The 23202-nt window shown below is 67.3% G+C and carries 24 protein-coding genes, 1 pseudogene and 1 riboswitch; of the genes and pseudogenes, 8 read left to right on the forward strand and 17 right to left on the reverse strand.

Annotated elements, in window-relative coordinates:
* Positions 1-2 precede the first annotated feature (2 nt).
* The 5 genes and pseudogenes from GONAM_RS02465 to rplJ all read right to left on the reverse strand — a co-directional run bounded on the left by GONAM_RS02465 (position 3) and on the right by rplJ (position 3916).
* The gene (locus GONAM_RS02465; protein ID WP_006358237.1) at positions 3-809 is read right to left on the reverse strand and encodes an MlaE family ABC transporter permease; all 807 of its coding nucleotides are present in this window, start codon (positions 807-809) and stop codon (positions 3-5) included.
* Between the two features lie 2 nt (positions 810-811).
* The gene (locus tag GONAM_RS02470; protein WP_006865198.1) at positions 812-2050 is read right to left on the reverse strand and encodes an ABC transporter ATP-binding protein; all 1239 of its coding nucleotides are present in this window, start codon (positions 2048-2050) and stop codon (positions 812-814) included.
* A 383-nt stretch (positions 2051-2433) separates the two neighbouring features.
* Positions 2434-2818, reverse strand: a pseudogene (locus GONAM_RS22890) (hypothetical protein); the annotation flags it as partial.
* 102 nt (positions 2819-2920) lie between these two features.
* Complete coding sequence (gene rplL / locus GONAM_RS02480; RefSeq protein ID WP_006865200.1) at positions 2921-3310, reverse strand: 50S ribosomal protein L7/L12; 390 nt, start codon at positions 3308-3310, stop codon at positions 2921-2923.
* A gap of 81 nt (positions 3311-3391) precedes the next feature.
* On the reverse strand, positions 3392-3916 hold the full coding sequence (gene rplJ, locus GONAM_RS02485) for a 50S ribosomal protein L10 (protein ID WP_006865201.1): 525 nt from the start codon (positions 3914-3916) through the stop codon (positions 3392-3394).
* Positions 3917-4189: 273 nt separating this feature from the next.
* On the opposite strand from rplJ, the gene GONAM_RS02490 reads away from it, so the two are divergent.
* The 3 genes from GONAM_RS02490 to GONAM_RS02500 all read left to right on the forward strand — a co-directional run bounded on the left by GONAM_RS02490 (position 4190) and on the right by GONAM_RS02500 (position 9056).
* Positions 4190-5377: a glycoside hydrolase family 76 protein gene (locus GONAM_RS02490; protein ID WP_006865202.1), complete on the forward strand. Its 1188-nt coding sequence runs from the start codon at positions 4190-4192 to the stop codon at positions 5375-5377.
* A gap of 224 nt (positions 5378-5601) precedes the next feature.
* Positions 5602-7653, forward strand: a complete 2052-nt coding sequence (locus GONAM_RS02495; RefSeq protein WP_006865203.1) for a CocE/NonD family hydrolase — start codon at positions 5602-5604, stop codon at positions 7651-7653.
* Between the two features lie 128 nt (positions 7654-7781).
* Complete coding sequence (locus tag GONAM_RS02500) at positions 7782-9056, forward strand: oxygenase MpaB family protein (RefSeq protein ID WP_006865204.1); 1275 nt, start codon at positions 7782-7784, stop codon at positions 9054-9056.
* 22 nt (positions 9057-9078) lie between these two features.
* Here the strand turns inward: GONAM_RS02500 and GONAM_RS02505 are convergent, their stop codons facing one another.
* A complete protein-coding gene (locus tag GONAM_RS02505; protein WP_006865205.1) occupies positions 9079-9597 on the reverse strand; it encodes a TIGR04338 family metallohydrolase in 519 nt (172 codons plus the stop codon).
* A 48-nt stretch (positions 9598-9645) separates the two neighbouring features.
* Between GONAM_RS02505 and GONAM_RS02510 the strand changes: the two genes are divergently transcribed.
* A complete protein-coding gene (locus tag GONAM_RS02510) occupies positions 9646-10548 on the forward strand; it encodes a YhjD/YihY/BrkB family envelope integrity protein (protein WP_006865206.1) in 903 nt (300 codons plus the stop codon).
* Between the two features lie 20 nt (positions 10549-10568).
* Here the strand turns inward: GONAM_RS02510 and GONAM_RS02515 are convergent, their stop codons facing one another.
* The 5 genes from GONAM_RS02515 to GONAM_RS02535 all read right to left on the reverse strand — a co-directional run bounded on the left by GONAM_RS02515 (position 10569) and on the right by GONAM_RS02535 (position 13828).
* A complete protein-coding gene (locus GONAM_RS02515; RefSeq protein ID WP_040535223.1) occupies positions 10569-11399 on the reverse strand; it encodes a DUF2786 domain-containing protein in 831 nt (276 codons plus the stop codon).
* A 91-nt stretch (positions 11400-11490) separates the two neighbouring features.
* Positions 11491-11949, reverse strand: coding sequence for a VOC family protein (locus GONAM_RS02520; protein ID WP_006865208.1), 459 nt, complete (start codon positions 11947-11949; stop codon positions 11491-11493).
* On the reverse strand, positions 11946-12401 hold the full coding sequence (locus GONAM_RS02525; RefSeq protein WP_006865209.1) for a helix-turn-helix domain-containing protein: 456 nt from the start codon (positions 12399-12401) through the stop codon (positions 11946-11948). The genes GONAM_RS02520 and GONAM_RS02525 overlap by 4 nt, the downstream gene beginning before the upstream one ends.
* A gap of 21 nt (positions 12402-12422) precedes the next feature.
* Positions 12423-12695: an excalibur calcium-binding domain-containing protein gene (locus GONAM_RS02530; RefSeq protein ID WP_006865210.1), complete on the reverse strand. Its 273-nt coding sequence runs from the start codon at positions 12693-12695 to the stop codon at positions 12423-12425.
* 179 nt (positions 12696-12874) lie between these two features.
* On the reverse strand, positions 12875-13828 hold the full coding sequence (locus GONAM_RS02535) for an L-lactate dehydrogenase (protein ID WP_006865211.1): 954 nt from the start codon (positions 13826-13828) through the stop codon (positions 12875-12877).
* Positions 13829-13956: 128 nt separating this feature from the next.
* Positions 13957-14139: riboswitch (cobalamin riboswitch) on the forward strand.
* A 72-nt stretch (positions 14140-14211) separates the two neighbouring features.
* On the opposite strand from GONAM_RS02535, the gene GONAM_RS02540 reads away from it, so the two are divergent.
* The 4 genes from GONAM_RS02540 (at position 14212) to GONAM_RS02555 (ending at position 17773) form a co-directional block, all read left to right on the forward strand.
* Positions 14212-15264 (forward strand): FecCD family ABC transporter permease, encoded by a 1053-nt coding sequence (locus GONAM_RS02540; RefSeq protein WP_006865212.1) that lies wholly within the window; start codon positions 14212-14214, stop codon positions 15262-15264.
* Entirely contained in the window at positions 15264-16088 is an 825-nt protein-coding gene (locus tag GONAM_RS02545; RefSeq protein WP_006865213.1) for an ABC transporter ATP-binding protein, read from the forward strand. Before GONAM_RS02540 ends, GONAM_RS02545 begins: the two co-directional genes overlap by 1 nt.
* Positions 16088-17149, forward strand: a complete 1062-nt coding sequence (locus GONAM_RS02550; protein ID WP_006865214.1) for an ABC transporter substrate-binding protein — start codon at positions 16088-16090, stop codon at positions 17147-17149. The genes GONAM_RS02545 and GONAM_RS02550 overlap by 1 nt, the downstream gene beginning before the upstream one ends.
* Positions 17150-17320: 171 nt before the next feature.
* A complete protein-coding gene (locus GONAM_RS02555; protein WP_006865215.1) occupies positions 17321-17773 on the forward strand; it encodes a hypothetical protein in 453 nt (150 codons plus the stop codon).
* Between the two features lie 18 nt (positions 17774-17791).
* On the opposite strand, the gene GONAM_RS02560 is transcribed toward GONAM_RS02555, so the two are convergent.
* The 6 genes from GONAM_RS02560 to rplK form a co-directional block, all read right to left on the reverse strand.
* On the reverse strand, positions 17792-19123 hold the full coding sequence (locus tag GONAM_RS02560) for a bifunctional adenosylcobinamide kinase/adenosylcobinamide-phosphate guanylyltransferase (protein ID WP_006865216.1): 1332 nt from the start codon (positions 19121-19123) through the stop codon (positions 17792-17794).
* Positions 19120-19911 (reverse strand): ABC transporter ATP-binding protein, encoded by a 792-nt coding sequence (locus GONAM_RS02565; RefSeq protein ID WP_006865217.1) that lies wholly within the window; start codon positions 19909-19911, stop codon positions 19120-19122. Before GONAM_RS02565 ends, GONAM_RS02560 begins: the two co-directional genes overlap by 4 nt.
* Positions 19908-20930 (reverse strand): FecCD family ABC transporter permease, encoded by a 1023-nt coding sequence (locus GONAM_RS02570; protein ID WP_006865218.1) that lies wholly within the window; start codon positions 20928-20930, stop codon positions 19908-19910. The genes GONAM_RS02565 and GONAM_RS02570 overlap by 4 nt, the downstream gene beginning before the upstream one ends.
* Position 20931: 1 nt before the next feature.
* On the reverse strand, positions 20932-21831 hold the full coding sequence (locus tag GONAM_RS02575; RefSeq protein WP_006865219.1) for an ABC transporter substrate-binding protein: 900 nt from the start codon (positions 21829-21831) through the stop codon (positions 20932-20934).
* Positions 21832-21937: 106 nt separating this feature from the next.
* Positions 21938-22654 (reverse strand): 50S ribosomal protein L1, encoded by a 717-nt coding sequence (rplA, locus tag GONAM_RS02580; protein WP_006358216.1) that lies wholly within the window; start codon positions 22652-22654, stop codon positions 21938-21940.
* Between the two features lie 82 nt (positions 22655-22736).
* A complete protein-coding gene (rplK, locus tag GONAM_RS02585; protein WP_005199637.1) occupies positions 22737-23171 on the reverse strand; it encodes a 50S ribosomal protein L11 in 435 nt (144 codons plus the stop codon).
* Positions 23172-23202: the final 31 nt, after the last annotated feature.

The raw sequence follows: 23202 nt of genomic DNA on the forward strand, positions 1-23202 counted from the left end.
GTCTAGCTCCCCTTCGGCGGAACGATCTGCAGGTAGACCGCAGTGATGATCAGGTTGGCGAGGAACAGCAGCAGGAAGGTGATGACGACGCTCTGGTTGACGGCGTCACCCACGCCCTTCGGCCCGCCCTTGGGGTTGAGCCCCTTATAGGAGGCGACGACGCCGGCCAGCACACCGAAGATGGCTGCCTTCAGCGTCGAGACGTAGAGGTCGGGCAACTGGGCGAGGGCACCGAACGACGCCAGGTAGGCGCCCGGGGTGCCACCCTGCACCACCACGTTGAAGAAGTAACCACCACCGATGCCGATGACGGCGACGAGGCCGTTGAGCAGCATCGCGACCAGGACCATGGCCAGCACACGCGGGACCACGAGACGCTGGATCGGGTTGATGCCCAGCACCTCCATGGCGTCGATCTCCTCACGGATGGTGCGCGAACCGAGGTCGGCGGCGACCGCCGATCCGGCCGCACCCGCGATGAGCAGCGAGGTCACCAGTGGCGACCCCTGCTGGATGACGACCAGCACGCTGGCCGCACCGGTGTACGACTCGGCACCGAGCTGTTTGATCAGCGAGCCCGTCTGCAAGGAGACGATGGCGCCGAAGGGAATCGCGATCAGGGCGGTGGGCAGGATCGTCACACTGGCGATGAACCACGCCTGCTGGATGAACTCCCGCCACTGGAACGGCCGCACAAAGGTCTGGCGTGCAACATCGACGAAGAGCTGAACAATATTGCCGGTCTGGGCGAGTGCACCTGTTCCGGCCTGCGCGATTCGGTCGACGCCACGCGTGGTGGCATTCGTCATCCCTAGATGGTCCGCCCTTCGTTCCCGTCAGCAGCACGATGACTGGGCTTGGTCAGTGCGTCGCCGCCACCGGGCGTCTGCCACTGCTCGGTCGGCGCATCGCTGCCGCCGTAGTCGATGACGTCGGTCTTGGGGTCGGCGACGGCCACGTTCCCGTCCGAGGCCTTGGTCCATTCGTTGTCGCCCGAATTTCCGTGGCGCCCGCCGCCCTCGTTGGCCATGCCCTCGGCGTGCGCGCGGCTCTCGGCGCGGATCTGGTCTTCCTGCTCCTGGCTGCGCAGGATCGCCTCCTGCGCATTTTTCGGCAGGTCGGGCAGCATCGCGTGGACGCGCTCACGGTGACGGGCGACGGCCTTGCGCTCGGGCATACCCGGATTGGGCTGGACCTGCGGGATGATCTCGGTGAAGTCCTCCTTGGTGCCACCACCGGAGATACCCGCGGCCTGCATGGCCTCTTCCTGCTTCTGGACGGCCTCGTCCTTCTCCTCGGACATGCCGATCGGACCGAAACGGTCACCGGAGAGGAACTGCTTGACCACCGGCTGCTCCGAGGTCAGCAGCTGCTCGCGCGGACCGAACATCACCAGTTCCTTGCGGAAGAGCATGCCGATGTTGTCCGGGATCGTACGAGCGATGTTGATGTTGTGCGTCACGATCAGGATCGTCGCGTCGATCTGCGCGTTGATGTCGATCAACAGCTGCGAGATGTAGGCGGTACGAACCGGATCCAGACCCGAGTCCGGCTCGTCGCACAGAATGATCTGGGGATCGAGAACGAGGGCGCGGGCCAGGCCTGCGCGCTTGCGCATACCGCCGGAGATCTCGCCGGGGAGCTTGTCCTCGGCACCGGTCAGACCGACCAGGTCGATCTTCTCCATGACGATGTCGCGGACCTCGTTCTCCTTCTTCTTCGTGTGCTCACGAAGGGGGAACGCGATGTTGTCGAACAGGCTCATCGAACCGAACAGCGCACCGTCCTGGAACAGGACGCCGAACAGCTTGCGGATCTCGTAGAGCTCCTTCGCCGAGCACTGCGTGATGTCGGTGCCGTCGATGATCACCGAGCCCTGCTCGGGATGCAGCAGACCGATCAAGGTCTTCAAGAACACCGACTTACCCGTACCCGACGGTCCGAGCAGTGCGGAGACCTCTCCCTCCGGAAGGGTCAGAGTGACATCACGCCAAATGTTCTGAGATCCGAACGACTTGGTGAGCCCCTCGACACTGACCTCTACACCCACAACTTCCTCCAGACGTTCGCTGCCCCCGAGAGCGGCCACGGTGTGGCCGCACACCAGCCGGTGGCATTTGTGGTTGGGGTCACTGTAACCGACCAGAGTCCACCCACAACGCGACCGGAGCTACTCAGCGTTGACGACGAGGAAGCTACCAACCGGTAACCCCCGCCGCGTCGATGACATTAGCGGATGGAACGAAGTGAGGGAAGTCGGACATAACCACCCCCTGTGACGCCCGACGCAGAGTCGCAGGTCACTCGGGTGGACGCCGTTTCGACTGTGCGACATCGACCGAAGTCGTTGGGCCGGAATGGAGTCGCACGCGACTCACGTCGGGAGACGGACGTCCACGAAGCGCACCAACCATCCCCCGAAGTACGGTCCGGTCAGGCCGCGAGGAGTCCGGCAGTCACCAACCAAGGCCGAATTGATTCGACCAACTCTCCGCGTTCCAGAGTGGACCAGGTCCAGCGGATCACCATGATTCCTTGCGCCCGTAGCGCGTCCTCTCGCTTCTTCTCGCGGATCAACGCTGCGGCCGCAGTCTCCTCCCGGGCGCAGCAGCCGACCATACTTCTGCAGGCCGTCGAACTCACCGACGACTCGGCCGTCCCAGTCGAAGTCCGACCTCGCTTCCCCACCGGGGATCTGGAACGTGTGCTGGAGACGAGGCAGCGGCAGCCCGGCCGCGATCATCTGCGCACCACTCCACGATTCCCCGACGCTCTCCGACCGGGCGTCGGCGAGGGCGAGAGCGCGACGAGCGGTACCCATGTTCGCCCCGCTCGTGCGACATCAATCCAGATCCCCGAACGACAACGAACCCGGGACAGCAAACGCTGTCCCGGGCTCGTGGAGTCGAGTAAAAGAGTCTTACTTGACGGAAACCTTGGCGCCGGCCTCTTCGAGCTTGGCCTTGGCAGCCTCGGCGGCCTCCTTGTCGACCTTCTCCAGGAGAGCCTTCGGAGCACCCTCGACGAGGTCCTTGGCTTCCTTCAGGCCCAGACCCGAGACGACCTCGCGGACGACCTTGATGACCTGGATCTTCTTGTCGCCGGCACCTTCGAGGATGACGTCGAACTCGTCCTGCTCGGCAGCAGCCTCGGCGCCACCGGCAGCCGGTGCGCCTGCAGCGGCAACGGCGACCGGAGCGGCCGCGGTGACCTCGAAGACCTCTTCGAACTTCTTCACGAAATCGCTGAGCTCCAGCAGGGTCAGTTCCTTGAACTGCTCGATGAGCTCGTCAGCGGTGAGCTTCGCCATGGTGGCGTCCTTCCTGTAAGTCCCCGTACGGGGTTGGTGTGCATCCCCGTACGGTCCGGGGACTGGCTGTGGTGCGGCGAGTTATTCGCCGGCTTCGTTCTTCTTCTCCTGCAGGGCCGCTGCGAGACGCGCGACCTGCGATGCCGGCTGGTTGAACAGACCGGCTGCCTTAGCCAAGTTGCCCTTCATGGCGCCGGCGAGCTTGGCCAGCAAGACCTCACGGGTCTCAAGGTCGGCGATCTGCTCGATCTCGGCAACGGACAGCGCGCGGCCGTCCATGTACCCGCCCTTGATGACCAGAGCCTTGTTGTCCTTGGCGAACGTCTTGATCGCCTTCGCGGCCACAACCGGCTCACCTTCGATGAAGGCGATGGCGGTCGGACCGGTGAACAGCTCGTCGAGCCCTTCCACGCCCGCATCAGCTGCGGCACGCTTCACCAGGGTGTTCTTGGCGACGGAGTAGGTTGCACCCTCACCGAGGGAACGTCGCAGCTGGGAGATCTGGGTGACGGTGAGTCCACGGTATTCCGTGACCACTGCCGCCGTGGAGCCCTTGAACTGCTCTGCGATCTCCGCAACAGCGGCGACCTTTTCGGACTTGGCCATACTTCGCCTCCTCTCCTCGTCACTTGAGTTGGTCGGGTTCAACTGAGCGACGGGCCGTGGAGGCGATCGACGGCGGAAATGACAAACGCCCCGGCACGCAGGCACGGGGCGTGAAGACGCACACTGATGTGTGGGACCACATTCCTCGTTCATCCTGCGTGGGCCGGCGACTCTGTCGCGCCTTCGTTCGGGAGTTCCCGACGACCAACGGTCTCTGGTTGAACCGATACGACGCACGGTTGTGCATCACACCGACGACTAGGCTACGTCCTTGTGGGGGAACAAACCAAATCGACCGACGTGCACGACCCCAACGAGCGGGCGCAGGCCGCCATGGACGCTGTCACGGCGCGGCACCTGCAGCGGGCCTTCTGGTTGCCGGCGACGCGCACGGCGGCGGTCGCGTGGCCGATCGGGTTCGTCGCGGCGCATCTCGGATCCTGGCATTACTGGTGGCATGCGCATCTCGTCGACCTGCTCGTCGACGCCGCGATCCACCGACCCGAGGGCTCGGGGTACGGCGACCGTTCCTTCGATCCCGATGTCGCCGACGACGCGAATCGGGTGTTGCGCGGGATCAAGGTCCGCAACCTCGGACGGTGGACGAACAACTACTACGACGACATGGCCTGGTTGGGGTTGGCGATCGAACGCGCCGACCGTCACCTCGACCTCGACCACCGGCGGGGCCTGGAGGTCCTGACGCGACGGATGCTCGACGCGTGGGTCCCCGAGGACGGCGGCGGCATCCCCTGGCGCACGACCGACCAGTTCTTCAACGCCCCGGCGAACGGCCCCGCCGCGATCCTGGTCGCCCGTACCGGTCACGTCGAACGTGCTGTGGCGATGTGCGATTGGATGGACGCCAACCTCATCGACCCTAAGACGCACCTGGTCATCGACGGCCTGAAGAAGCAGCCCGACGGTTCACTGAAGGCCGAGACCGGTACCTATACCTACTGTCAGGGCGTCGTTCTCGGCGCCGAGCTGGAAGCCTTCCGCGCAACCGGTGACCAGCGACATCTGGACCGTCTGGCCCGTCTGCTCGGTGCCGTCGAGAAGCATTCGTGCACCGACGGGGTGATCCACGGCGGAGGTGGTGGCGACGGCGGCCTGTTCCACGGGGTGCTCGCCCGCTATCTCGGGCTCATCGCCACCGACCTCCCGGATGTCGACGGTTCTGATGAACTGCGTGCCCGGGCAGCCCGGATCGTGATCTCGAGCGCCGATGCGGCGTGGTCGAACCGCACCGAGGTCCGCGGCCGCGTCGTATTTCCCAGCGACTGGCGCAGCCAGGCCGTCGTACCCACCGCCGCAGGCAAGAAAGCCCAGTTCGTGGCGGGTGCGGTGATGCCCTCGGAGGTCCCCGAACGCGACCTGTCGGTGCAACTGTCGGCGTGGATGGTCCTCGAGGCGGCCGCCGCGATCGACCTGTCGCTACCGGAATGTGACCGGCCGTAGACCTCCGATGGTCAAACCGACGCCGCCCGGTTAGCCATCCGATACCGGGGCTGAGCTATTCTTCAGCGAACGCGTGAGGTGACCTGGAACACACTGATTTCCGCCGCCAGCGGAGCGGGTCCGTCGCCCACGACCGACACGAAGGGGTGTCGGTGTCCACCCGGCCATCTCGACCAGCAGCACTCCCGGTGCGACACCTCTCACCCCAGGCAGGGTGGTGCACCATGACGTATCAACTGGATCCCGCGGAACGCCGTGCGCGGCCGGTTCCTTCACCGTCGCGACGCCCCACGGAAGCACCCCATTTCGGCACCCTCCCCCTCGGCGACCCGACCGGAGGTGCCGACGGCATCCGCTGGCGCGAGCAGGTCGACGGCAAGCAGTTGTACCCGCGTGTGGCCATCGACCGCGACGTCTCGATCACCATGAGCGACGGGGTGATTCTGCGCGCCACCGTGATCCGCCCCGCCAACCGGTTCGGGCAGACGGTCCTCACCCCCTACCCCGCGATCGTCAACATCAACCCGTACAACCGGGCGGCCATCGACTTCATCGACCAGGCGCTGCACGCACCCGTGCTCGGCAAGGCGCTGCACACCGCGTCGGCGTCGATCGATGCGACCGGCACCGCACTCGAGGGCCTCACCACCCTCACCCAGACGCTGTCGGGCGGCGTCTTCGACGTCTTCGGCATCAACCGAAATCTCGTACGCAGCGGCTACGTGCAGGTGGTCGTCGACGTCCGCGGTACCGGTGCGAGCCACGGCAAGTGGCAGATCCTCGGCCCGCGCGAGCAAGAGGACTCGGTCGAGATCATCGACTGGGTCAGTGAGCAGGAATGGTGCGACGGTACTGTCGGCCTGGCCGGCTGGTCGTATTCGGCGATCAACTCGCTGCAGGCCGCCGACAAGCGCCCGCCGCAACTCAAAGCCGTGTTCGCCGTGGAGGGTTGCGACGACATCGTGCGCGACATCTACATCACCGGCGGCATGCCGTCGGCGTTCATCCCCGTATGGCTGTCGGCGGTGAACATGCTCAAATGGGTTCCCAACCCCGCCAACATCATTCGGGACATCGCCAGGGGTCACGCACTGAAATGGGCCGTCGACCGGGTGAAGTCGCCGGCCACCGAGATCCCCTCGCTCCTCTGGGGTTTCCTCACCGCCCGCGATCCACGCATCTTCGACGACCCGTACTTCGACGAGCGCGACCCGATCGTCGACCGTATCGAGGCTCCCACGTTCACCGTCGGCGCCTGGCACGATCTGTTCGGCCGCAGCGCAACCGGCGTATACGAGCGGTTGAACATGGAACCCGGCCGCAAGCAGATGATCGTCGGCGACGGCTATCACCTCGACGTCGGTTCGGGGTATGGCGGCAAGTTCGCGCCGCCGCGTCTCGACGTCCTCGAACGCGCCTGGTTCGACCGCTGGCTCAAGGGACACCGCAACGGCATCGAGTTCTACGGGCCGGTCACCATGCTGCAGCAGGGCGGTGCCTGGACCGCCGGACAGAACTTCCCGCGCCCGGGCGTCGCGCCGAAGCGGCTGTACCTGACGCCCGACACGTCGTCGACCGCCGACCACGCCGTACACGACGGGACGTTGGGTTCGGCTCCCGCACAGGGTCTCTCGTCCCTCCACGTCCGATCCGACACCCGCGGACTCCGATCCCGCGACATGACCCAGGTGACCGCCGGCGCCACCATGATCCTCGGCGCCGACTACGCGAAGGACGCACGCTTCCAGGAGCGTGGCGCACTGTCGTTCACCACCGCACCGGTCACCGAGGCCACGCCGATCAGCGGCGCGATGAACCTGCGACTCAACGTGGCCACCACCGCCCATGAGGCGATCTGGGCGGTGACCGTGAACGACGTCGCGCCCGACGGCACGTCGACGGTACTCACCAACGGCGCCCTCTCGGCGTCGAATCGTGCGCTGGACCGCAGCAAGTCGACCTACGCGTCCGACGGCAGCCTGCTCTCGGCGCATCACTACCTGTCCCGCAAGCGCAAGCTCCCCGTGCCCGCCGACGAGCCCGTTCGCATCGACGTCGACCTGGTCCCGACCGACGCGGTCCTGCAGCCTGGCCACCGCCTGCGCGTCGACGTCTACGCGGCGAGCCTCCCCCGCTACCTCACCGTGGTGCCCGATCTGATCAAGGCCCGCGGCCGTAAACAGCGCCTTGTCCTCGACCCCGACCATCCGAGCTACCTCACACTGCTCGCGGGCGAGGGCTTGAGCGCCGTCACGTCCGAGGCGGCAAGGATCTAGCCGGCCACAGCGCCTACCAGCACTTTGGGACGATTCTTTTTGTTCGTCCCATTGACACCGTTGCACCGCCGACCTACGTTTTGGAGGACAGCCGTCACCCAGAACCTCCGGATCGGAGTGCACGACCGATGACCACCGCACGGGGCGCCACGACGCCGCCGCAGGCGCTCCCGGGCACCCTCGCACCGCCCACTGTCGCGCCGAAGATCCCGTCGCGCCACCCGGATGGTCCGTGCACGATCCCGATCGGCCTGCGACTCGTCGCGCCCCTACTGGGACTGCGCAAACCCGGCCGCGAACTCTTTCGTCACCTCGGCGAACTGCTGACGGTCGGTGACGAACCGGCGGACCGCCTCGTCGAGTGGATGCACACCGCCGGGATGTCCCGGGCGCGCCCGTTGTTCGAGCGTGCCCTCGTCGACGGCATCGACTCGATCGACGACGCCCCGGCCCCGCTGCGCGAGTTCTTCACCGAGGTGGAGACCGTCCCCGACTGGGTCGACCCCGACCTGATCGAGAAGGGCGCGCGGGTCATGCGCAGCGGTGGCGCCGACGGCCTGTACGTGGCGCGCGACGTCGCCCTGCTCGGCGGTTACCAGTTCGCCGGTTTCAACCAGACGTTGCTGCGCACCGGCGCCCTCGAGAAGGGATCGAACACCCGGTTCGCCGAGACCACCCAGTGGGCCACCGACGTCATCACCGAAAATGGTTTGCGCCCACACGGCATCGGCTACCAGTCGACGCTGCGTGTGCGCCTCATCCACGCGATGGTCCGGCGCCACGTCGCCGCTCTGCCCGACTGGGAGGCCGACGCCTGGGGACTCCCCATCAACCAGACCGACATGGCCGCCACGCTCGTCGGAGCACTGGTCTCCCCGAGCCTGGGCGTCGTCATGATGGGACTCGTCAACCGCCCCAGCGAATACGACGCCGTCGCGCACCTCACCCGGTACGCCGGATGGCTGCTCGGGGTGCGGGACGAGTTCCTGCCCACGAGCTTCCGCGACGCGATCCGCGTGCTGCTCCAGACCTCGTACGTCCTCTCCACGCCCGACGAGACGACCAGGCAGCTCTCGGTGCCCATGGCCGACGATCCGTTGCAGTGGAACTACTCGAGGTTCCCGAAGGTGCGTCGCAAGATCGCTCGCGCACAACACCTCTCGGTCACCAGCGGATTCCTGGGCCCGGCCGCGATGCGCACACTGGGCCTGCCCTTCGTCCCACCCTGGTATCCGGTGATCCGGTTCCCGGTGAACATCATCCGATCGATTCAGGCGCAACGCCCGGGCGGGCGCGAACGCGCGGCGCTCCGCGGCGCCGCCGAACAACGCGAGTTCATGAGGATCATGACCGGCGGCGAGGCCACGATCGGGCACTCGGCGAAGAAGATCACCGGGCACTGAGTTCTGCGTCCCGGAGAGGTTCTCAGCCGATCCCGGAATCGGCCAGCACCACACGGAACACGAACGCCGCCTCGGGCCCGAGGACGAGACCCACGAGCTCGATGAGGGTGAGCACGAAGCCGCGTCCGTGACCCGACCCCTTGGAGTCGTCGAGGTGGTGGGCGAGTTCGTGCAGGACCACGAGCTCTCGAAGCGCCCACCGTCCCTCCGCAGACGACGGGATCGCGATCTCCGCACTGAGCAACCTGTCACCGGCTGCGGTCGTGGACCGCGCGTAGTGCGCCGAACTCTGGCCGCGTCGCTCCCGCACCGATACCGGCTCGGCTGCGCGCGGGAACCTCGACCGCACGCTCGGCAGCTCCAGCACCCGTCCCACGTAGTCGCGCACCGCGTCGATCGAGGCGAACCGGGCCTCGGCGGGCAGCGTGAGCTCGGTCCCGGCCAGCTGCACGGTGCGCGAGGAGGACGCGGTGTCGAAGAGCCGGAAGACGAGACGCTCGGCGTCGTAGTACCGGGCACGCCCGGTGTCACGCGGACTCACGGCATCACCAATGATGATGAGGGTCCGCTGTAGCCGATGGGAGTCTTCATGCGCCGTCCCGACCTGCACGCGTTCGGCCAACGCGTGCTGCGACTGCCCGGCGCCACGCTGAGCCTGCGCATCCTCACCGACATCGCGCGCGGTGACATCACCGACCGTGCGATGACCCTCGCCGCGCAGGCCTTCACCTCGATCCTGCCCATCGTCATCCTGCTGCTCACGCTCCCGGGCAGCGACGTCGTCGACGACGCCCTGAGCGGGCTCGGCATCCCGGTGAGCAAGCTCGACCACAACTCGGTCGACAACCCGCAGTCGTTCGCCACCTTCGGGATCATCGGCGCACTCATGACCATCGCCGGCGCCACCTCCCTGTCACGTGCTCTGGGCCGAATGTATGTCGCGATCTGGGGCGTCACCAAACTGCCGTGGCGAGCCTTCTGGCGTTGGGTGATCGTGCTGTTCCTCATCCCGGCCGCGGTCACCGCCCAGGGGTTGTCGACCGGCCTGCACGCCGAGACGTTGTTCGGCATCTACCTCGGCGGCAGTGGTCTCCTCGGGATCGTGCTGGTCTTTCTCGTGACCGTCACGATCTGGTCGGCGACCTGCACCGCGATCCCCCGACTGTTGGTGTCCACCCAGGTCCCGCTGCGGCTCCTCGCGTTGAACGGGGTGGTCACGGGCCTGCTGATCACCGCACTGCTGGCAGGCAGCCGGATTGCACTGCCCATGCTGGCGTCGGGAACGATCCGTTATTTCGGCACGCTCGGCATCGTGTTCGTCGCGATCAGCTGGCTGTTCGTGTTCGCCGCGATCCTGGTGATCACGGCCATCGTCGTACATGGTGTGGCCACCGACCCCGGACGTGTCGGCACCCGGGTTCGACGGTGGGCGGGGGCCCCGACCCCGTTCATCCCGTCCCCGTCGGTCGCCTGGTACGACCGGACCGACTGAGCCCAGCGACCGACCGCTGGTCAGGCCTCGAGAGCGCCTCGGGCACCGCCGAATTCACGGTCGGCGCCGATCTTGGCCCGACGCCCCGCCCGGTCCCCCGCCTTGCGGGCGGCCTCCGAGTAGCCGGCCGACGCGCTCGACGCCCGCCATGTGCCGCGCGCGGTGGACTCGGTCTTGTAGAAGTCGGTGACCTCGAGTTCCTTGTTGCGCAGCGCGAGCGCCGTCGAGCGTTCCGGTTCCCCCGACTTCCGTTCGGCGGCGAGCGCTTCTTCACGAGCGGCGTCGCGGGCCTCGGCGAGACGTTTGCCGATGCGTTCGGCGAAGGCGGACTGGAAGTTGAGTCGCGCGGTGATCGGCGACAGCGGCTTCTCCTCGATCACCCGCCGCGCCCGCCAGCCGCTGCCCTTCGTGACGACCCGCGCGAACGTCTCGCCCTTGTACGCCCCCGACCGCAGGTAGGCGTCGCTCGCGGCGACCATCTGGATGATCAGCGACGTGTACAGCGCCTCGCAGGCGTCGATGTCGGCCTCGTAGCCGTAGGCGAGGACGAAGGTCGAGTTGCTCGCGACGTCGACGGTCACGTCGTTGGCCATGGTGATCGCCACGAACAACTGCACGTAGGTGCGCAGGCCACGCTTGCCCGGCTCGCCGATCTTGATCTGCCGCGAGATCGGGGTGACCTTTTTGCGCGCAGCCGGATCATGTGCGCGCGCCACGGCGAGATCGATCGACGACGCCGTCGCCAAGCGCTGGGCAGCCTGCATGAACGTCTCGGCCTCATGCTCGTTGTCGGTGTTCTCCGCCTGGCGCAGGAGGGCGGAGATCCGGGTGAGCAGCTTGTCGTCGCGCATGTAGTTCAGACTATCGGCGCGCCCGATCGGTTCCATCGAACCGCAGGTCGGCCGGAAAACGCAGGTCGGAGCAACTCAACCCGCGGACGAATCAGCTCTCGGGCGCCCAGCGGGCGATGTCGTCGGCGTCGACCGGCCGCTCCTGTGCGGCGCGCTGCGTCATCCGGAGGTTGTTGCCGAACGGGTCGCGGAAGGCACAGTCGATGCCGTACGGCTGTTCCTCGGGGTCCTGGCTGAACTCGACGCCCTTCGCGACGAGAGCGGCATGCGTTCCGCGACAGTCGTCGGTCGCGAAGATCGTGACCGGCATCGCGCCCTGGGTCACCAGGTCGCGAACCTTGGCCGCGGCCTCCTCGGAAAGCGCTGGAGGTCCGGGCTTCTCGAGGAGGATGAGACGGTCGGGTTGTCCGGGCGGGGCGACGGTGAGCCACCGCATGAAACCCATGTCGACGTCGGTGTCGACGGTGAAGCCGAGCTTGCCGACGTAGAAGTCGAGCGCGGCGTCCTGGTCCAGGACGTAGACGGAGTGGATGCCGATGCCGGTGATCATGAGCCCGACGATACGACCGTGGTGGCGGCCGGCGCTTCTCCGGAATTGATCAAGGTGGCCGCCCCGATCGGCCTCGTCCAGCGGCGCACGAAGCATCCCGGCACGGGGACCGGGGAGACGCGCCGGCGGTAGGCGGTCGGGCTGCAGCCGATGATCGCGGTGAAGGTGCGCCCGAAGGTGCCCAGGCTCTCGTATCCGACGCCGCGCGCGATGTCGGTGACCGGCGTCGTCGTGGTGCGCAGCAACGCGCAGGCACGTTCGACGCGGCGTCGTTGCAGGTAGTGACGCGGCGTCTCCCCGAAGACTGCGCGGAATCGCCGGATGAAGTGCGACGGCGACATGTGGGCGACGCGGGCGAGGGCCGCGGTGTCCAGCGGCTCGGCGTACGACCGGTCGATCAGGTCGCGGGCACGCAGGAGTCGACGATTCTCGTCCTCGCGCGGGGTGAACACGTCACCCAGTGTGACTCGCGGTCAGCGCTTCTCGCAGGCGATACCGTCGCCGTCGCGATCGCTCTCGTCGTTGGCGTCGTAGAGGGCTTGGTCGACGGTGAAGTTGGTGACCGGGGTGCCCGATGTCGAGTCGACGGCGCCGGGCTGGCCCACACCGTGCGGGTAGTCGGCGTTGAGTGCCTTGCAGTTGGCGTAGTCGGTCGCGGCCGAGGCAGGAGCCGCCACCATCAGCGGCGCGATAGCCATCGACGCCGCAGCGACAAATCCCAGAACAACCTTGCGCGAACCACTCATCGTCGAACCTTCTCCCACACCGATGTGACCAGGTGAAACTACCCCGGCGGGGCGTCGGCACCCGCACCGAGGAGAGAAATTGGTCCGCTTGGCGGACAGGGCCAGACCAGAATCGCCATCTCCGGGAAGAGGCACTGGCTCGAAACCGGCGAATCTTCCACGAAAGCGGCGATCGTGCCTCACAACCCGAACCGCGCCTGCATCCGGCGAAGCGTCTCGGCCGAGGCGAGCAGGCCGGCTTCTTCGTCGGGCGACAGCGGCACCTCGAGACGCGTCTGTGCACCACCGCGGGCGACGACGGTCGGCAGGGACAGGCACACGTCGTCGAGCCCGGGGAATCCGGGGGCGACTGTCGAGACCGGCAGCACCCGATGTTCGTCGTTGAGTACGGCTTCGACGATGCGGGTGGCGGCGAGTCCGATGGCGTAGTTCGTGGCACCCTTGCCTTCGATGACGGCGTAGGCGGCATGCACGACTTCGTGCCGGATACGTTCGCGCGCAACCGCATCCATCTCCGGCCGCCCCGGCAGCGGTTTCCACGACGTCAGGGGCACCCCGCCGATCGTCGCCGACGACCACAGCGGGATCTCACTGTCGCCGTGTTCGCCGACGACATATGAGTGGACACTCTGCACCGCGACCCCGCAGTGCTGCGCGACGAGGAACCGTAGCCGCGACGAGTCGAGCACGGTTCCCGATCCGAACAGCTGATTCGACGGCAGGCCGGTGATCTTCTGGGCCGCGTGGGTGACGATGTCCACCGGATTGGTCACCATCAGGTAGATCGCGTTCGGTGCCACCTCGAGCACGCTCGGCAGGATGTTACGGGTCAAACCTATTGTGGCATCGGCTAATTCGAGTCGGGACTGTCCCGGCTTCTGTTTCGCCCCGGCGGTGAAGACGACGACGTCGGCGTCGGCGCACACCGATACGTCGTCGGAGCCGATGACGTCGGCGCGCGGCACGAACTCCAGACCGTGGGAGAGGTCGAGCACCTCGGCGGTGACCTTGGCGGCCTTGATGTCCAGCAATGCGACGGTGCGCGCGACTCCGCGGATCAGCGCCGAATAGGCGATCGCGGTACCGACCGCGCCCGCCCCGATGATGGCCAGTTTCGTGGGTCGTCCGTCCATCGGATCACCGTCCGCCTCGGTTCGATTCGCACCTGTCCGTTGCCTGTCAGCGCCCAGCCTAGAACCTCCGGGCAACCCTCGCGCGACGATGCGCGCACGGGACGGTGGTCCTCGGTGCCCGAATTGCTAACCTGACCGATGAGAGCGGTCGCACCTGCACAACGCGGGTGCCAGGGAACCTGGTGCGAATCCAGGACTGGCGCGCAGCGGTATGGGGGACGGACCCGACATCAGGCCACTGGGGCAACCCGGGAAGGCGTCGGGTACGGACGAACCCGAGTCCGAATACCTGCCGTTCTCGTCGAGTCCACCCGGCGTCTCGCGCACAGATGCCCAGACCAAAGGCAGTTCCACACGTGTCCCGTCCTCCCGACGGCAGGACGATGCTCGCCACCGCCATGTCGGTACGGCGACTTCCGTCGTTGCCTCTTGCCCTGATCCTTCTCGCACTCACCCTGGTGAGCATCGCGATCGCCACCGCTTTCGGCGCCGAGACCATCCCCATCGGCGACGTCTGGCGAACCGTCGCCGGCCGCCTACACGGCGATGAGCTCGACGCCGCGCACTCGGTGATCATCTGGGATCTCCGTTTGCCGCGTTCGATTCTCGCGGCCATCGTCGGCGCCGGTCTGGCCCTCGCCGGCGCCGTCATGCAGGCCCTGGTCCGCAACCCACTCGCCGAACCGTACCTGCTGGGCGTGTCGGCCGGCGCCGCGGTCGGCGCGACGGCGGTCATCACCCTCGGATCGTTTGCTGCGCTGGGTGTCTGGGCGCTGTCCGGCGGCGCGCTGATCGGCGCGCTCGCGGCCTCGGTCACGGTCTACGCCGTAGCCCGGGCGCAGGGCGGACTGACCGCCCTGCGCCTGATCCTCTCCGGAGTGGTGCTGTCGTCGGCGTTCATGGCGATGTCCTCACTTCTGGTCTTCACCGCCGCCGACCCGCATGCCGCCGACAACGTGATGTTCTGGATGCTGGGCAGCGTCGCCGGCGCGACCTGGGCGAAAGTGCAGATCGCGGGGGTCGTCGTCGTGGTCACGGTGTTCGCCATGGTCGCGATCCACTCCTGGCTCGACGCCTACGCAGCCGGGACCGACACCGCGACGTCCCTCGGTGTCCCGGTGCGCGCCATGCGAAATGCGTTGTTCGCGGTCCAGGGAGTCCTGGTCGGCGTTCTGGTCGCGGTCGCGGGCGGGATCGGGTTCGTCGGCTTGATCGTTCCCCACGCTGCACGCCTGCTCGTCGGTGCGACCCACCGGGCGATGATCCCCGTCGCGGCCTGCGGCGGTGCGTTGTTCCTCGTGTGGGTCGATGTCATCTCACGAGTGGCCGCGTCCCCCCGCGAGATGCCACTGGGCATCGTCACCGGACTGATCGGCGCACCGATCTTCCTGTTCCTGATGGGACGACGCCAGTATGTGTTCGGCGGCGGTTCCTGATGGGCGCCGTGAAGCGATCGATGTCGTTGCGCGCGAACGCCATCAGCTGTCGCCGAGGTGGCCGATCCATACTGCGCGAAGTGGATCTCGCCGTCCCGGCCGGAACCCGGCTCGCCATCGTCGGCCCCAACGGTGCGGGTAAGACCACGTTGCTCCGGACCCTGTGCGGTCTCGAACAACCGGCGGGCGGGCACATCCGGTTGGGCGACGACGATCTCGGTCGACTACCGGCGCGGCGTCGTGCGCTGTCGATCGCCGTCGTCGGCCAGGATGAACACCCGTCGGCCGAACTCACGGTCGCAGAAGCCGTGGGGCTGGGACGCACGCCGTACCGATCTGCATGGGCGACGCGCAATTCCGACGACGACGAGATCATCCGGTCGGTCCTGGCGCAGGTGGGACTGGGCGGTTGGGAGCACCGCTCGTGCACGCAGCTGTCCGGCGGCGAGCGGCACCGGGTCGTCCTCGCACGCGCGATCGCACAGCAGACCCCGATTCTCGTGCTCGACGAGCCGACGAACCACCTCGACGCGGCCTGGCGGCTGCGGCTGATGCAGATCCTCGACGACCTCGAGGCGACGGTCATCGCCGCCATGCACGACCTCGACCTCGTCCTCCGCCATTTCGACGCCGTCGCGGTTGTCTCCGACGGCGGCATCACCGCACACGGCCCGCCGGTCGAGGTGCTGACCCCCGATCTGCTGGCGTCGGTCTTCGACGTGTCCGGCACCGTCGTGCCGCATCCCGCGACCGGCCTCGCGCATCTCCTCCTCGACTCCCCCACCTCACCTGCACCGCAGGCCTACACCACCAAGGAAAATTGATGAGACACACCATCACCCGATCCGCCGCTCTCGCTCTCGTCCTAGGCACCGCGGCGGGTTGCGGCGCCGAGTCCGGCGCCGTCGCAACCGACAGCGTCACCGTCACCAACTGCGGCGCCGACGTCACCTTCGATCAGCCTCTCGATCGCCTGTTCGTCAACGACGGCGGGATGATCGCGATCGCGCTGGCGACGGGTGCACACGACAAGATGGTCGCGGTCAGCTCACTCGCCCGCGACAAGGACGTCCTCCGGCTCGAATACGGGCCGCAGGTCGACACCCTGAACGAGGTCGCCACCGAACAGCCGACGCTCGAGAACATCGTCGGCGCCAAACCCGAGGTGCTCTACGCCGGCTACAACTACGGCATGAGTGAATCCCGCGGGATCACTCCCGAGATCCTGGCCTCCCACGGGATCGACGTCTACCAGCTGTCCGAGGCCTGCCGTCAGGTCGACGGACAGGCACAGCGCGGCACGATGGACCCCTGGGTCGCGCTGGACACCGACCTGCGGAACATCGGCACCATCACCGGCAATCCCGAGCGGGGTGCGGCGGTCGCCGACGACATATCCGGCCGCCTCGAAAAGCTCCGTGCTGCACCGCAACCGGCGACCAAGCCGACGGTCTTCGTGTTCGACAGCGTCTCCGACACGATCTTCTCGTCGGGCTCCTTCGGTGGCCCACAGGGCATCATCGACGCGGCGGGCGCACGCAACGCAACCGAGGACGTCCAGGACACCTGGACCGCGGTCAGCTGGGAACGCATCACCACCGCCGACCCCGATCTGATCGTCTTCGTCGACTACCCCGGTCAGTCCGTTGATCAGAAGATCGACGCATTGCGCACCAATCCCGCCAGCCGCAACCTGAAGGCGGTGCGCGAGAACCGCTTCGTGAACCTGCCCTACGCGATGTGGGTGTCGAGCCCGCTCAACATCGACGCGGCCGAGACACTTCGGTCGGTCCTCGAGGCTCATGACCTCGCTCCTGCGTCGGGGGTCACACCCACCCTCGATGTCCGACAGCTGGGCCTTGCCGGTAACGACTGGCTGAACTGAGCTGCCACCGATCACGAGAAGGTCCGGAGATCTTTACCAGACGTGAAATACCTTCGACCAGATGACGCAAATCGGACACCGTCCCACGTACCGTGATTTCCAGTCGGTCGAGGGCATTGCTGCCGCAACTTGCGTTTCGCCGCACCATGCACTTCGAGGAGGAGCACGAAAATGAGACGCACGTTGGGAATAGCCGCACTGACCGCGGCGGCCGCCGCCACCATGATCACGACACCCGCTTCCGCCGCCCCCGGATTGTCGTGGCACGGCATCGACTCCGGAAGCCTGTCGGCGCCCGGCCTCGGCGTGGTGCTCCCGAGTATCAGCATGTCGGTGGAGAATTCTCTCGGCAGCGCACTCGGGCCGAATCGTTACAGCAGACCGTTCGCTCCCAGGGTGAAGTGGTCGGCGCGCGTCTTCGGCGGCCAGGGTAGGGACATCCCTTGTCGGGTCGACATCACCTTCCTGGGCACGAGCCTTCCTACGTACCACGCAACGGTCTGCGAGGGCAGCGCCACGTTCACCGACCCCTTCTACAACAAGCCGGGCACCTTCACGATCACCGCCTACGAGAACATGTCCGGGATGGGCGCCCGGGATTCCAGGACGTTCGTCATCCAGTGACCTCGAGTAGGCGCCGGGCTACCGCACGGCCAGTGGCTGCCCGGCGACCATGAGCACGACCTCGTCGGCGAGTTCGGCGACCGCGGCGTTGAGCCGGCCGAGTTCGTCCCGGAACATCCGGCCCGACGCGGTCGCCGGGACGACGCCGCTGCCGACCTCGTTGCTCACGGCGATGACGGGCACGGTGCATGTTCGCCAGGCGTTGAGCAGGTCGTCGACCTCGGCCCGAACAGCGTCGAGTTCGACGTTCTCCCAGGCATTGTGGTGATCGATCCGGGCGGTCAGCCAGGTGCCGAGACAGTCGACGAGGACCGGCCGGCGCGCCGAACGCAGAATGCCCGCCACGTCGGTGTCCTCGACCGTCGTCCACGATGCGGGGCGACGGTCACGGTGGGCTTCGACGCGACGGTCCCAGTCGGGATCACCGGTTCGCGGACCGCCCGCGGCGACATAGACGACGTCGTCGACTCCGCCCAGGAGGCCTTCGGCGTACCGCGATTTCCCCGACCTCGCGCCGCCGGTGATGAAGATCCGGTGCCCGACCGGCTCGCCCATGGCGAGCACCTCCCCATCTCGTCCCGGCCGTGCGCGCAATGTCCGGAGCCGCCGGCGCAGTTCGCCGATCGGCGGATTGTGGTGTCCCAGGTGAACAGCGACGATCTCGGTGGCGTCGACGATCGCACCGACGCCGCGCATCCGCTCGACCATCGCCCCGAAACCGTCCAGCCCGAGATGGCCGGCGGACAGCTCTCCGCGATCACCGAAGGTCTCCTCGAGGAAGACCGCGTCGAACGCCGCTCCCTCGAGCCGATCAAACCAATCAGACGGCCACACACCGGTGTCCGTCGCCCACAACAGTCGGGTGCCGTCGGCACCGGTGACGTCGTAGAGCACGGCGTCACCGTCGCGGAAGACCTTGTGCTGCGCGGGAAGAACACGCACGTCGTACTCACCGACCCGTAACGACTCGCCCGCGACGACCGGCGTGAACCGCACCGCGGCGTCGGGCCCCACCCACGGGCGGCACGCATCGAGCGCATCGGCCGGACCGATCAGTTCGAGGTCACCAGCCCCCTCGACCCACGACCGGAACAGCAACGACTGCGGTGCAAGATGATCGGCGTGTGCATGCGTGATCAGGACGTGCCGCACGTCGGCGAGCGAAACACCCTGGCGTACGGCTGAACTCATGACATCAGGCCCGAAGTCGAGCATCAACCCGTCATCGACGAGCGCCGCCGTCTGGGCACGGAAGTCGCGCAGGCGCCGCGCATCGGCACATGAAGTGCAGCGGCAGAACGCATTCGGCCAACCGTCAGCGGCTCCGGTGCCGAGCAGCGTGACCTTCACCGTTCGCCGGGCCCCGGATCTCGCACCGGCAGCACCGCCGGGCCGTCACGGCGGTCGAGCACCTCGACCTTCGCGGCGTAGACGTCCCGGAGTCGTTCGGCGGTGAGCACTTCGGCGGGCGGCCCGTCGGCGACGATGCGTCCCCGGTCGAGCAGTACGAGACGTTGTCCGTACTGTGCCGCCGACGTCAGGTCGTGCATCGCAGCGATCACGGTCAGTTCGCTGGCGCGGCGCATGGAGTCGACGAGGTCGAGCACCTGCTGCTGATGGCCGATGTCGAGGGCGCTGGTCGGCTCGTCGAGGAGCAACACGCGCGGCTGTTGGGCCAGCGCACGGGCGAGCACCACCCGCTGCAGCTCACCACCCGACAGAGCCGACGCGGAACGGTTGGCGAACTCCTCTAGGTCGAGCCGCTCGATGACATCGTCGACGACCTCACGGTCCGAGCGGGTCTCGCTGCCGAACCGGGTGATGTGCGGGGTGCGGCCGAGGCCGATGAGCTCGCGCACCGACGTGCCCTCCGGGACGATCGGCCGCTGCGGCATCAGCGCCACGGCGCGGGCGATCTCGCGACGGCGCGCACGCCCCGGGTCGACGCCCGCGACATCGACTTGCCCCGTCGAGGCCACCAGCCCGGCGAGGGCATGCAGGAGCGTCGTCTTCCCCGAACCGTTCGGCCCGACGAGCGAAACCCAGGTGCCGGACCCGATCTCGAGGTCGACGTCGTGGAGGACCTCCACTCCCCCACGGGACGCGCAGACACCGCGACAGATGATCGAGGCGGTCATGCGACGCTCCGTCCGCTGCGTCGGAGGACGACGAGGAAGAAGGGTGCACCGATGGCCGCGGTGACCACGCCGATCGGCAACTCCGAAGGCGACATCGCGGTCCGTGCCACGACATCCGCAAGGACCAGGAAGGCCGCGCCCACCAGCAACGACAACGGCAACAGCAACCGATGCCCCGGGCCGACGAGGAGCCGCACCGCGTGCGGGATCACGATGCCGACAAAGCCGATCAGACCGCTCACCGAGACCACGGCCGCAGTGCCGAGCGTCGCGACGCAGACCAGCAGCAACCGCACGCGCTCGGGTCGAATCCCCAGACTCGACGCCTCGATGTCGCCGACCGCCATGACGTCGAGTGTGCGCCCGAACAGCACGATGACGGCCACGCAGGCGAGCACGTACGGCAGCACGGTGACGACCTCCGACCAGCCGTCGGTGGCCAGGCGGCCGAGCATCCAGTTGTAGACCTGGCGCAGTGTGTCGTCGTGCTGCTGCATGAGGAAGGTCTGGATGGCGTTGGCGAACGCGGCGACCGCGACACCGGCGAGGATGATGACGACCTCGGTGCGGCCACCGCCGACGGTGCGACCCAACGCGTAGGTCGCGGCGACGGCCAGGATGCCGCCGAGGAACGCCGCGGGCGGCAGGCCGAGCGTGCCCGCCGCGCCGCCTGCGACGATCGCGACCGTCGCGCCGAGTCCCGCACCGCTGGAGACACCGAGGAGGTACGGATCGGCGAGCGGGTTGCGGAAGACGCCCTGGTAGGCGGCACCCGCGACCGCGAGCATCGCACCGACCAGCGCTCCCAGCGCCACACGCGGCATCCGTACTTCCCACAGAATCGTCTGCTGGCGCGGGGTGAGCCCGGACTCGACGTCGACGAACGGGATTCGGTCGAGGAGGTCGAGCAGTACGCCCTCCGGGGTCAGTCCGGCCGGGCCGACGAGGACTGCGAGCAGGCATGCGCCCAGCAGAACTGCGACGGCCCCGCAGATGGCCCCGACGTGACGGCTCGACATCTCAGTTCGTGGGCTGTCCGTCGACGCCGGAGACGATCTGCGCGACGTTGCGGACCAGGTCGACGACGCGTGGGCCCCAACGGCTCGCGACGTCCTCGTCGAGGACATGGATCTGCCGGTCCTTGACGGCACGCAGGTCACCCCAGCCGGCACGTGCGGCGACCTTCTCCGGCGTGACCCCGCAACACTGGGAATCGGCGAGGAAGATCACCTCGGGGTCGCGCTCGAGGATGTACTCCGGCGAGAGCTGCGGATAACCGTTCTGGCCCGTCGCGATCGATCGCAGACCCAGCAGGCCGTAGATCTGGCCGAGGTAGGTGTCGTCGGTGACCGTGTAATACGTGTCGTCGAGCTCGTGGAAGTAGGTCAGCGGCACCTCGCGCAGCGGAACGGTGCGGACGATCTGCTCGATCTCGGCGCGCATCGAGGTGACGAGTTCGTCGGCCTCTCGAGCGTGGCCGGTGGCACCGCCGACCTGCTGGATCTGGGCATAGGTCTCGTCGAGGTTCTTCGCGGCCGGGATCTGCAGCACCTCGACGCCCACCCGGTCGAGACCGGCGATGATGTCGTTGTTGTCGTCGGTGAGGACGACGAGGTCGGGGTCGTAGGCGAGGATCGCCTCGAGGTTCGGGGTGTAACCCGACAAGGTGGTCCGCGGTGCCTCGGCCGGGAAGTCGGACTGGTCGTCGACGGCGACCACCTGTTCACCCGCGCCGACGGCGAAGAGCATCTCGGTGGTCGTGGGGCTGATCGAGACGATCGTCGAGGGGGTGCCCGAGGGGCTCGCGTCATCGTCGCGACTGCCACCCGCGCCACAGCCGGCGACCACCAGCAGCATCGACAGCACGGCGGCGGCGACCGCTGCACCACGACCACGGGTTCCGAGACGGATTCTCACCACGAGCCACTGACCTCCGATGGAAGAACTGGGTAGACAGAGCACGAGGGGCCCGGCATCGACTGCCAGGCCCCTCGTGGGTGTCTCTAGTTACGCGCGAGCGCCAGGATCAGGCCTGGGGAGCTTCGGCGAAGTTGCGGCTGACCTGCGGGTCGACCGGGATGCCCGGGCCCGTGGTGGTCGAGACGGTGACCTTCTTGATGTAGCGGCCCTTGGCTGCCGACGGCTTCGCACGCATGATCTCGTCGTACGCGGCGCCGTAGTTCTCGGCCAGCTTGGCCGGGTCGAACGAAGCCTTGCCGATGACGAAGTGCAGGTTGGCTGCCTTGTCGACGCGGAAGTTGATCTTGCCGCCCTTGATGTCGTTGACGGCCTTGGTGACATCGGTGGTCACGGTGCCCGTCTTCGGGTTCGGCATCAGGCCACGCGGTCCGAGGACACGCGCGATGCGGCCGACCTTGGCCATCTGATCCGGGGTGGCGATCGCGGCGTCGAAGTCCAGCCAACCGCCCTGGATGCGCTCGATCAGGTCCTCGGCGCCGACCTCGTCGGCACCGGCGGCGGTGGCCTCGGCGGCCTTGTCGCCGGCGGCGAACACGATCACGCGGGCAGTCTTACCCGTGCCGTGCGGCAGGTTGACGGTGCCTCGAACCATCTGGTCTGCCTTACGGGGGTCGACGCCCAGCCGGATCGCAACCTCAACGGTCGCGTCGGTGTTCTTCGACGAGGTTTCCTTCGCCAGCTCCACAGCCTCCAGCGGGCTGTACAGCTTGGACTTGTCGACCTTCTCGGCCGCGGCCGCGTAGGCCTTGCTCTTCTTGCTCATTGCTCTGTTCCTTCTCCGCACTGAATCGGCGGGGTGTGTGGTGCGGGCCGAGCCGGCCCTCCCACGAGATGACTGGTTGGGTCTAGCCCTCGACCGTGATGCCCATGGACCGAGCAGTACCGGCGATGATCTTCGCGGCCTGGTCGATGTCGTTGGCGTTCAGGTCTTCGGCCTTGGTCTTGGCGATCTCACGGACCTGGTCCATGCTCACCTTGCCGACCTTCTTGGTGTGGGGCTCGCCGGAGCCCTTCTGCAGGCCTGCGGCCTTGAGCAGGAGCTTCGCAGCCGGCGGGGTCTTCAACTTGAAGTCGAAGGAACGATCTTCGTACACGAAGATCTCCACCGGGATGACGTTGCCGCGCTGCGACTCGGTCGCCGCGTTGTACGCCTTGCAGAACTCCATGATGTTCACGCCGTGCTGACCGAGCGCCGGACCCACGGGCGGGGCCGGGTTGGCCGCGCCTGCCTGGATCTGGAGCTTGATGATCCCGGCGAGCTTCTTCTTCTTGGGAGGCATCTTTTTGTCCTTGCTTGTTTCCTTGCGAATT

Origin of the sequence: Gordonia namibiensis NBRC 108229, assembly GCF_000298235.1 — a bacterium.
Taxonomy (GTDB): domain Bacteria; phylum Actinomycetota; class Actinomycetes; order Mycobacteriales; family Mycobacteriaceae; genus Gordonia; species Gordonia namibiensis.

Excerpts from the sequence above, each read along its gene's own strand:
- GONAM_RS02515 (WP_040535223.1), bottom strand. The coding sequence starts at position 11,399 with ATGCGCGACGACAAGCTGCTCACCCGGATCTCCGCCCTCCTGCGCCAG.
- GONAM_RS02510 (WP_006865206.1), top strand. The coding sequence starts at position 9,646 with ATGCGCCGTCCCGACCTGCACGCGTTCGGCCAACGCGTGCTGCGACTG.
- GONAM_RS02540 (WP_006865212.1), top strand. The coding sequence starts at position 14,212 with ATGCTCGCCACCGCCATGTCGGTACGGCGACTTCCGTCGTTGCCTCTT.
- GONAM_RS02535 (WP_006865211.1), bottom strand. The coding sequence starts at position 13,828 with ATGGACGGACGACCCACGAAACTGGCCATCATCGGGGCGGGCGCGGTC.
- rplJ (WP_006865201.1), bottom strand. The coding sequence starts at position 3,916 with ATGGCCAAGTCCGAAAAGGTCGCCGCTGTTGCGGAGATCGCAGAGCAG.
- GONAM_RS02530 (WP_006865210.1), bottom strand. The coding sequence starts at position 12,695 with ATGAGTGGTTCGCGCAAGGTTGTTCTGGGATTTGTCGCTGCGGCGTCG.
- GONAM_RS02550 (WP_006865214.1), top strand. The coding sequence starts at position 16,088 with ATGAGACACACCATCACCCGATCCGCCGCTCTCGCTCTCGTCCTAGGC.
- rplK (WP_005199637.1), bottom strand. The coding sequence starts at position 23,171 with ATGCCTCCCAAGAAGAAGAAGCTCGCCGGGATCATCAAGCTCCAGATC.
- GONAM_RS02545 (WP_006865213.1), top strand. The coding sequence starts at position 15,264 with ATGGGCGCCGTGAAGCGATCGATGTCGTTGCGCGCGAACGCCATCAGC.
- GONAM_RS02570 (WP_006865218.1), bottom strand. The coding sequence starts at position 20,930 with ATGTCGAGCCGTCACGTCGGGGCCATCTGCGGGGCCGTCGCAGTTCTG.
- GONAM_RS02520 (WP_006865208.1), bottom strand. The coding sequence starts at position 11,949 with ATGATCACCGGCATCGGCATCCACTCCGTCTACGTCCTGGACCAGGAC.
- rplL (WP_006865200.1), bottom strand. The coding sequence starts at position 3,310 with ATGGCGAAGCTCACCGCTGACGAGCTCATCGAGCAGTTCAAGGAACTG.
- GONAM_RS02465 (WP_006358237.1), bottom strand. The coding sequence starts at position 809 with ATGACGAATGCCACCACGCGTGGCGTCGACCGAATCGCGCAGGCCGGA.
- GONAM_RS02555 (WP_006865215.1), top strand. The coding sequence starts at position 17,321 with ATGAGACGCACGTTGGGAATAGCCGCACTGACCGCGGCGGCCGCCGCC.
- GONAM_RS02565 (WP_006865217.1), bottom strand. The coding sequence starts at position 19,911 with ATGACCGCCTCGATCATCTGTCGCGGTGTCTGCGCGTCCCGTGGGGGA.
- GONAM_RS02495 (WP_006865203.1), top strand. The coding sequence starts at position 5,602 with ATGACGTATCAACTGGATCCCGCGGAACGCCGTGCGCGGCCGGTTCCT.
- GONAM_RS02500 (WP_006865204.1), top strand. The coding sequence starts at position 7,782 with ATGACCACCGCACGGGGCGCCACGACGCCGCCGCAGGCGCTCCCGGGC.
- rplA (WP_006358216.1), bottom strand. The coding sequence starts at position 22,654 with ATGAGCAAGAAGAGCAAGGCCTACGCGGCCGCGGCCGAGAAGGTCGAC.